Here is a 6,881-nt window from a genome sequence, read left to right on the forward strand (position 1 = left end):
ATAAGCCTCGATGGAAACGGCATTTATAACCTCAAACACATGCCTTTCCTCCAGAGCTTGGCGGAGGAGGGTTATTTTGAGGTCGTTAATTCCATATTTCCAACCCTTACAGATCTCGTGCACACGAGCGTAATGACGGGAGTTCCTCCGAGAGTGCATGGAGTAGTTGAAAATGGATACTATGACCGTCTAACGGACACAAAGATTAATTTCTATGACTATGAGGTAGCTTTCAATCCCCATAAGGTTATAAAAACCAGAACAATCCTCGATATTCTACGGGAAAAAGGCATTAGAAGTGCATCCGTCAGCGGATACATGATGCCACCCTTCAGCGGTGCAAATGTGAGGATATTTCCTCCATTCTTCTCCGATGATAAGCTCTATAGAGAGCACGGGAGGGACTGGCGCAAGGATAAATGGGTTGCCAGCTCGGCACTCTACCTCTATGAGGAGTGCAAGCCCGATTTACTCCTCGTTCATTTTGCATCAATAGACGGTATGGGGCACGAGTACGGTCCCCTAAGCGAAGGTGCTTTGAAAGCTGTGGAAACCGTTGATACTTCTCTAAACCTCCTCTGGGAGCGCCTCAAGGAAGAGTATGCATTCATAATATTTGCAGATCACGGTCAGGAAGCTGTCGAGAGGTGGGTTAATATAAAGATGTATCTGAGGAAGCATGGTATAGAGACCCTTAGAGTCTCGGCGGGAGGGGGAGCCCATATATATCTACGGGATCCGAACAAAGCAGAGGATGCGTACTCAATTTTAAAACGTGCTCCGGGTGTTAAGCATGTCTTTTTCAGGGAGGATTTGCCCCATCTCGATACTCCAAACAGTGGAGAGCTTCTAATCTCAGCAAAGGAAGGGTATTGGTTCTGCTCCCATAGGATGTGCAAGGGCATAAAAGGAGTGAGCCACTGGGTCAAAGGAATGCATGGTTCCATGAATGAGCCCGTTATGAAAGTCCCTCTAATTTTGTGGGGTTTTGATATTGATATAAGTCCGGAAGGAGCAAGCCTCTATGACATCGCCCCCACTGTGCTGGACTTTTTTAGGCTTGAGAAGCCCAGGGAGATGGTAGGGAAGAGTCTGATTAGGAAGGCAAATAAAGGATAATGCCTAAACTCTTCCCGGTGATTTGATGAAAGTGGACCTTAATTCTGATCTTGGAGAGAGCTTTGGAAGGTATAAGCTCGGCTTCGATGAGGAGGTTATGAATTTTATTACAAGTGCCAATATAGCCTGCGGATGGCATGCAGGAGATCCTTTGGTGATGAGAAAAACCGTAAAATTAGCAAAGGAAAACAATGTCCAAGTTGGGGCTCATCCGGGCTATCCTGATTTGATGGGATTTGGCAGGAGGTTCATGACACTAACAAGAGAGGAAGCAAGAAACTACATCCTCTATCAGATCGGCGCACTTTATGCTTTCACAAAAGCGGAAGGCTTAATTTTGCAGCACGTAAAACCTCATGGAGCTTTATACAACGCACTCGTCAAAGATGAAGAGCTTGCAAGGGGAGTTTTGGAGGGGATAGCGGACTTCGACAAAAGGCTCATTTTTGTAGGGCTTTCAACCTCAAAGCCTTTAGAGATGGCAGAGGACATGGGACTAAAAGTTGCCCATGAGGTTTTTGCTGATAGAGCATACAACCCGGATGGAACTTTAGTTTCAAGGCGCTTAGAGGGGGCTGTAATTCACGATAAGGAGCTGATAGCGGAAAGAGTAATTTCAATGGTTAAGGATGGGGGCGTTAAGGCAATCAACGGCGAGTGGGTTGAGCTCAAAGCTGACACAATATGTGTCCATGGGGATAACCCTAAAGCTCTTGAGATTACAGCTTACATAAGGGAGCGCTTGGAGGAAGAAGGAGTCAAGATTGTGCCGATAAAGGAGATTGTGCGGTGATTCTATGCAGTTCAAACCAGCTGGAGACTCTGCCCTTGTAATTATTTTTGGAAACGAGATAGACGAAAGAACAAACAAAAAAGTCCATGCGGTGGCTGGGGCAATAGAAAAAGCATTCCCGGAGTGGCTCATTGAAATTGTCCCAACCTATACGAGCGTTTACGTCTATTACGACCCATTGAAAATTGGCTACTCGGAGGTCGTTGAAGCCGTTAAGCCCTTCTTAAATGCAGAGCCTAAGGAAGAGAAAGCTAGGATTGTCGAGATTCCAACCGTTTATGGCGGCGAATTTGGGCCTGACATAGAGTTCGTTGCAGAATACAACGGTTTAAGCGTTGATGACGTCATTGAAATACACTCAAAGCCACTCTACCGCGTATATATGCTCGGATTTACGCCCGGATTTGCTTATCTTGGCGGCATGGACGAGAGGATTGCAACACCAAGATTGGAGAAGCCGCGCTTAAAAGTGCCGGCTGGGAGTGTTGGCATAGCGGGGAAGCAGACTGGGATTTACCCCCTTGAGAGCCCTGGAGGGTGGAGATTAATTGGGAGGACACCATTGAAGCTCTTTGACGCAAATAGAGAACCTCCAACCCTTCTGCAACCGGGAAACTACATTAAGTTCGTGCCGGTAAGTGAAGGAGAGTTCTGGGAAATTTATGGGGGCGAGGAAAGATGATAGAGCTCCTTAAAGTCCCTTCTCTAACGACGGTTCAGGATTTGGGACGCTTTGGTTATCAAAAGCTTGGCATTCCAGTTAGTGGAGTTATGGATGATTACAGTGCAAGGCTGGCAAATTATTTGGTTGGAAACGATGACAACGCTCCATTAATTGAGTTCGTTCTTCAAGGCCCAACGATGAAGTTTTACTCATCCACAGTCTTTGCAGTTGCGGGGGAAGCTGACGTTTACCTTAACGGTGTTAAAATCGAACCTTGGCGGAGCTATTGGGCTAAGAGGGGAGATGTTTTGGAAGTTGGTGTTTTAAAAAGGGGCGTTTATGGATACATCGCCTTTGCTGGTGGGATTAAATGCGAAAAAATCCTGGGGAGCTGTGCAACTTATTTGAGGGCTAAGCTTGGAGGGGCGCTAAAAGCAGGGGATAAGCTAAAATTGGGGTATGCAATTTTAACCAAAAAGGAAGGAAAAGCTCTTCCGGATGAGTTTAAACCAGAATATCCAAATGAGAGTGAAATTAGAGTGGTCCTCGGCCCCCAGCTTGAGCACTTCACAAAAGAAGGAATTGAAACCTTCCTAAGCTCGCCGTATGAAGTAACTCCGAACTCCGATAGGATGGGGTACCGATTAGAGGGATCAAAAATAGAGCACTCCGAAAAGGGGGCGGATATAATAACCGATGCGATTCCTTTAGGAGCTATCCAAGTTCCAGCGAATGGGAAGCCAATAATTATGCTGGCTGATAGACAAACCACAGGAGGCTATGCAAAGATAGCGGTTGTGGCTAAAGTCGATGTTCCAAACGTAGCCCAAACAAGAGCGGGAGGAAAGCTGAGGTTTAAAGCAATAAGTGTAGAAGAATCTCAAGAACTGTTAAGAAAGCGAGAGACCTTGTTGAGGAACATAAAAGCACTTTTAGAGGGCAAACTTAGGGCTTACAGGATAAAAGCACTTGGAGAGGAGTTCACGGTTTTTGTGGAAATCTGATCCGTCCTCACGTAGGAACGAAAATTTAAATTTTTGTCTTTCTATAAAGACGAAATATTGGAATTTTGTCTTTGAATGAGGACAAAATTTATAAGGATCGAGAACGCAGAAGATAACATGGACGAGCATGTGTTAAGCTCACTTGTTGCCACGAGCAGGAGGCTGACCTCGTGGGTGCTGAGGTTCCCCAAGAGGAGGTTCCTTTTTGATGAGATACTAAGGATAGACGAGGAATACTATGTTGGTATTAGGGGCATACGCGGTGTTGGCAAAACCGTTCTCATGCTCCAGCTGGCGAGAGAATACGAAAGGAGTATTTATTTCTCGGCGGATTCAACACTGATAAAACCTTTCTCGCTCTATGAAGTTGTTAAAGAGCTGGCCAGAATGGGCTTCCGGAACGTGTTCATAGACGAAATTCATAGAAAACCCGGCTGGGAAGCGGATTTAAAAACCATCTACGACGAGCATGAGGTGAGAGTAATCTTCTCCGGCTCGTCGACCATTGATATCTTAACCTCCTCCTCTGACCTTTCGAGGAGGGTAATTTTAAAGGAGCTTCCGCCGGCATCATTCCGGGAGTGGCTTAACATAAAAAGTGACATGAACCTGCCGAGGCTGTCTATCAAAGAAATCCTTTCGAGAACGTTTGACCTGACACAGATGTACACTGAAATAGAACCACTGTGGCGTGAATACATGGTTAGGGGAGGGGTGCTGTATCCGAAGAGCGGGTTTTTTGATGCACTTGATAGTTCCCTGAGAAAGGTTATACTCCAAGACCTCTCGGCGCTGAGGGAGATAGATGTGAAATATGAGCAGGAGGCTTTTAGACTGCTTTACTACATAGCCAAGTCCAAGCCCTTTGAAGCCAACTACTCACGAATAGCCAAAAACTTGGGGGTGTCAAAAACCTTTGCCGTTAGATTGGTCTCTGACCTGACCTCGGCGGGTCTTATCCACAGGATTCTGCCGTGCGGAGACGTTAGAAAGGAGCCAAAGCTCTATTTGACCGTCCCTCTCAGGAGATTCTTTGAGAGGAAAGGCTTTGATGTGGAGCTTGGTGCCCTCAGGGAGGAATTCTTCGTGAACCACCTAATTCACATCGCTCCCCTCTGCTATCTCAAAGGGGAAAAGGGCCAAAAAACTCCTGACTTCAAGGTGGGAGACGTAATCATCGAGGTTGGTGGAAAAGGAAAGGGAAAATACCAGAGGCCGGACTACACAGCGGTTGACGGCGTTGTCACAGGAGATAACCGCGTGCCACTGTTTTTATTTGGTCTCGTTTACTAAGAGCTCACCTTGTAATTTTTATCTCTTTCATGAGCTCCAATGGCTCGGGGTTCTTCTCGAAGTATTTCCTTACGGGTGCTAGGAGTTCTATCAGGTACTCCGCAACGGCGTTCTTGAGGTCTAGTGGGTGGAGCTTTCCTTCGGCAAAGTCCTTTTTGAGATCTTCAAACGTCGTGTATGTCGCATCTCCTCCGAACTTTGCCGGTCTGTGGATTATGAACTCCGTAGGCTCTTCTCTAAAGATTATGTACTCTGCCCAGTCCAAAACCGGGTTGTAGTTAACCTCCTTTGCAGGGCAGAATGCCTTTCTAAGCTTTTGCCTTATTTCCTCGGGAGTGTCGTGTATAAATACCGCGGAGTAGGGTTTGCTCTTGCTCATCTTCATCTGTGTCTTAATTTCCTTAAAGTGCTCCTCCCCTTCTATGGGCCAGACTGGCGGCTCTTGAAGTCCTAGGAGAAGGTGATGATGAACCGCAACGGGCTTTAACTTTTCCCCCTCCCACTCTAAGAAATGATACTTGAGCCTTTGAGCCACTTCAATTGCTATTACGTGAGCTTTCCTTTGATCCATTCCTGCATGAGCCAGGTTTACTCCCTGATAGAATATGTCAGCAACCTGCATGGCGGGATAGATGAGCTTTGCAAAGTCTATACCCTCCCCCATCTGTCTTCCCATGATTGTAATCGAGCGCATCATCCGTGAGAGGGTAACATTCTTTGAGATGTCTATTACTGTCTGCCAGTAATCACCTTTCTCCAAAATCTCGCTTGCGAGCACAAATTCAACTCTGTCCGGGTCACCGCCCATTGCTTTAATGCTCTGCTTCATGCCCTCTTTGAAGTAGCTCAAAGCAACCTTTTGAATTACTTCCAAATCTCCACCGAGCTTATCGTTTATCCAAGAGTGCCAGTCTGCCAAAAACACCCTAGTCTTCGCTCCAGCCTTCTGGAAGTCTGCTATTTTGGCTCCCGCCATTAAACCGGTTCCAAGATGAATGTAACCGCTTATCTCAAAACCTATGTAGTGCTGAAGGGGAACGCCTACTTCTAGGAGATGCTTCAAATTTTCAACTGTTAAAACCTCTTCGGCAGGCTTTCTCGTTATCAAGTTTATCCGGTCTTCCATGTCCATTTCCATCACCTACCTAAAGTTGCTCTACTCCTTTAAAGGATTTTGCGTGTAGGGATGTTCCACTTCAAAATCTTTATAACTCTGAGATACAGAATTTTTAAAGGTGATAACTGTGAAGAAGCTTGGCGCAGTGCTAGCTGCCTTAATGCTTTTTGGTGTGTTTGGTTTTGTTTTTGCCAGTGCAGCCACAGTTGCTGTTGACTTGGCACATGGTGAAAATGACAAGTACTTAACGGGTGACGTTATTGACAAAGATACGAATGAAACGATAGCTCAGGGAATTATCCCAACCATGACCAATGTGAATTGGGCGTATATCGGTGATCCAGCACAAGCCGATGTTCTTGGAATCAAGAATTTAGGCGACAAGATTACATACGATGCTTTAAAGGATGTTAAGGTTCTGATAATTGGTCAGCCGGGTAGTCCTTTTGATCCTGAGGAGATTGAGGCTATTGCTAAGTGGTTCAGTGAGGGTGGTAAAGTTCTCTGGGTTGCCGGTGATTCAGACTATGGAAGCGGTGTTCAGGTGCAGGAGTACGTTGATACTCTTCTCGACCAGCTGGGTGTTAAGCTCAGGCTTGATTTAGCTTCAGTTGAGGATCCGAACAGTAATGCCGGAGCTGGGTACAGGGTTGTTGGTATTGTGAATCCTGACCCGAACACTCCTGATGCTGGAATGCTAACTCAGGGTTTCACTCATGACGGTAAGGTTCTCTACCACGGTCCTGGTGTGGTTGCCTGGGTTGATGATAACGGTGACTGGCACCCGTTAATTGATGGACAAGTGCCTGAGAATGTTTACAGGATTGTTAAGAGTTCTGAAAGCGGTACTATTGTTGAGAACAATGATCCACCAGCTAACGCTTACCTGGC

The 6,881-nt window shown here is 46.1% G+C and carries 7 protein-coding genes; 6 read left to right on the top strand and 1 reads right to left on the bottom strand.

Annotated elements, in window-relative coordinates; translation table 11 throughout:
• The 5 genes from ACXJGZ_RS05820 to ACXJGZ_RS05840 form a co-directional block, all read left to right on the top strand.
• Positions 1 to 1,119: alkaline phosphatase family protein (locus ACXJGZ_RS05820; RefSeq protein WP_456398575.1), on the top strand; the 1,119-nt coding region annotated here is incomplete at its 5' end.
• A gap of 25 nt (positions 1,120 to 1,144) precedes the next feature.
• Positions 1,145 to 1,912: a LamB/YcsF family protein gene (locus ACXJGZ_RS05825; protein ID WP_456398577.1), complete on the top strand. Its 768-nt coding sequence runs from the start codon at positions 1,145 to 1,147 to the stop codon at positions 1,910 to 1,912.
• A gap of 4 nt (positions 1,913 to 1,916) precedes the next feature.
• Positions 1,917 to 2,594, top strand: a complete 678-nt coding sequence (pxpB, locus tag ACXJGZ_RS05830; protein WP_456398579.1) for a 5-oxoprolinase subunit PxpB — start codon at positions 1,917 to 1,919, stop codon at positions 2,592 to 2,594.
• Positions 2,591 to 3,580 (top strand): 5-oxoprolinase subunit C family protein, encoded by a 990-nt coding sequence (locus ACXJGZ_RS05835; RefSeq protein ID WP_456398581.1) that lies wholly within the window; start codon positions 2,591 to 2,593, stop codon positions 3,578 to 3,580. Before pxpB ends, ACXJGZ_RS05835 begins: the two co-directional genes overlap by 4 nt.
• Positions 3,581 to 3,697: 117 nt before the next feature.
• Positions 3,698 to 4,873: an ATP-binding protein gene (locus ACXJGZ_RS05840; RefSeq protein ID WP_456398583.1), complete on the top strand. Its 1,176-nt coding sequence runs from the start codon at positions 3,698 to 3,700 to the stop codon at positions 4,871 to 4,873.
• 4 nt (positions 4,874 to 4,877) lie between these two features.
• Here ACXJGZ_RS05840 and ACXJGZ_RS05845 read toward each other — a convergent pair whose 3' ends face one another.
• The gene (locus tag ACXJGZ_RS05845; protein WP_456398585.1) at positions 4,878 to 6,005 is read right to left on the bottom strand and encodes a tyrosine--tRNA ligase; all 1,128 of its coding nucleotides are present in this window, start codon (positions 6,003 to 6,005) and stop codon (positions 4,878 to 4,880) included.
• Positions 6,006 to 6,108: 103 nt separating this feature from the next.
• On the opposite strand from ACXJGZ_RS05845, the gene ACXJGZ_RS05850 reads away from it, so the two are divergent.
• Positions 6,109 to 6,881: aminotransferase (locus ACXJGZ_RS05850; protein ID WP_456398587.1), on the top strand; the 773-nt coding region annotated here is incomplete at its 3' end.

Source organism: Palaeococcus sp. (in: euryarchaeotes), assembly GCF_053987695.1.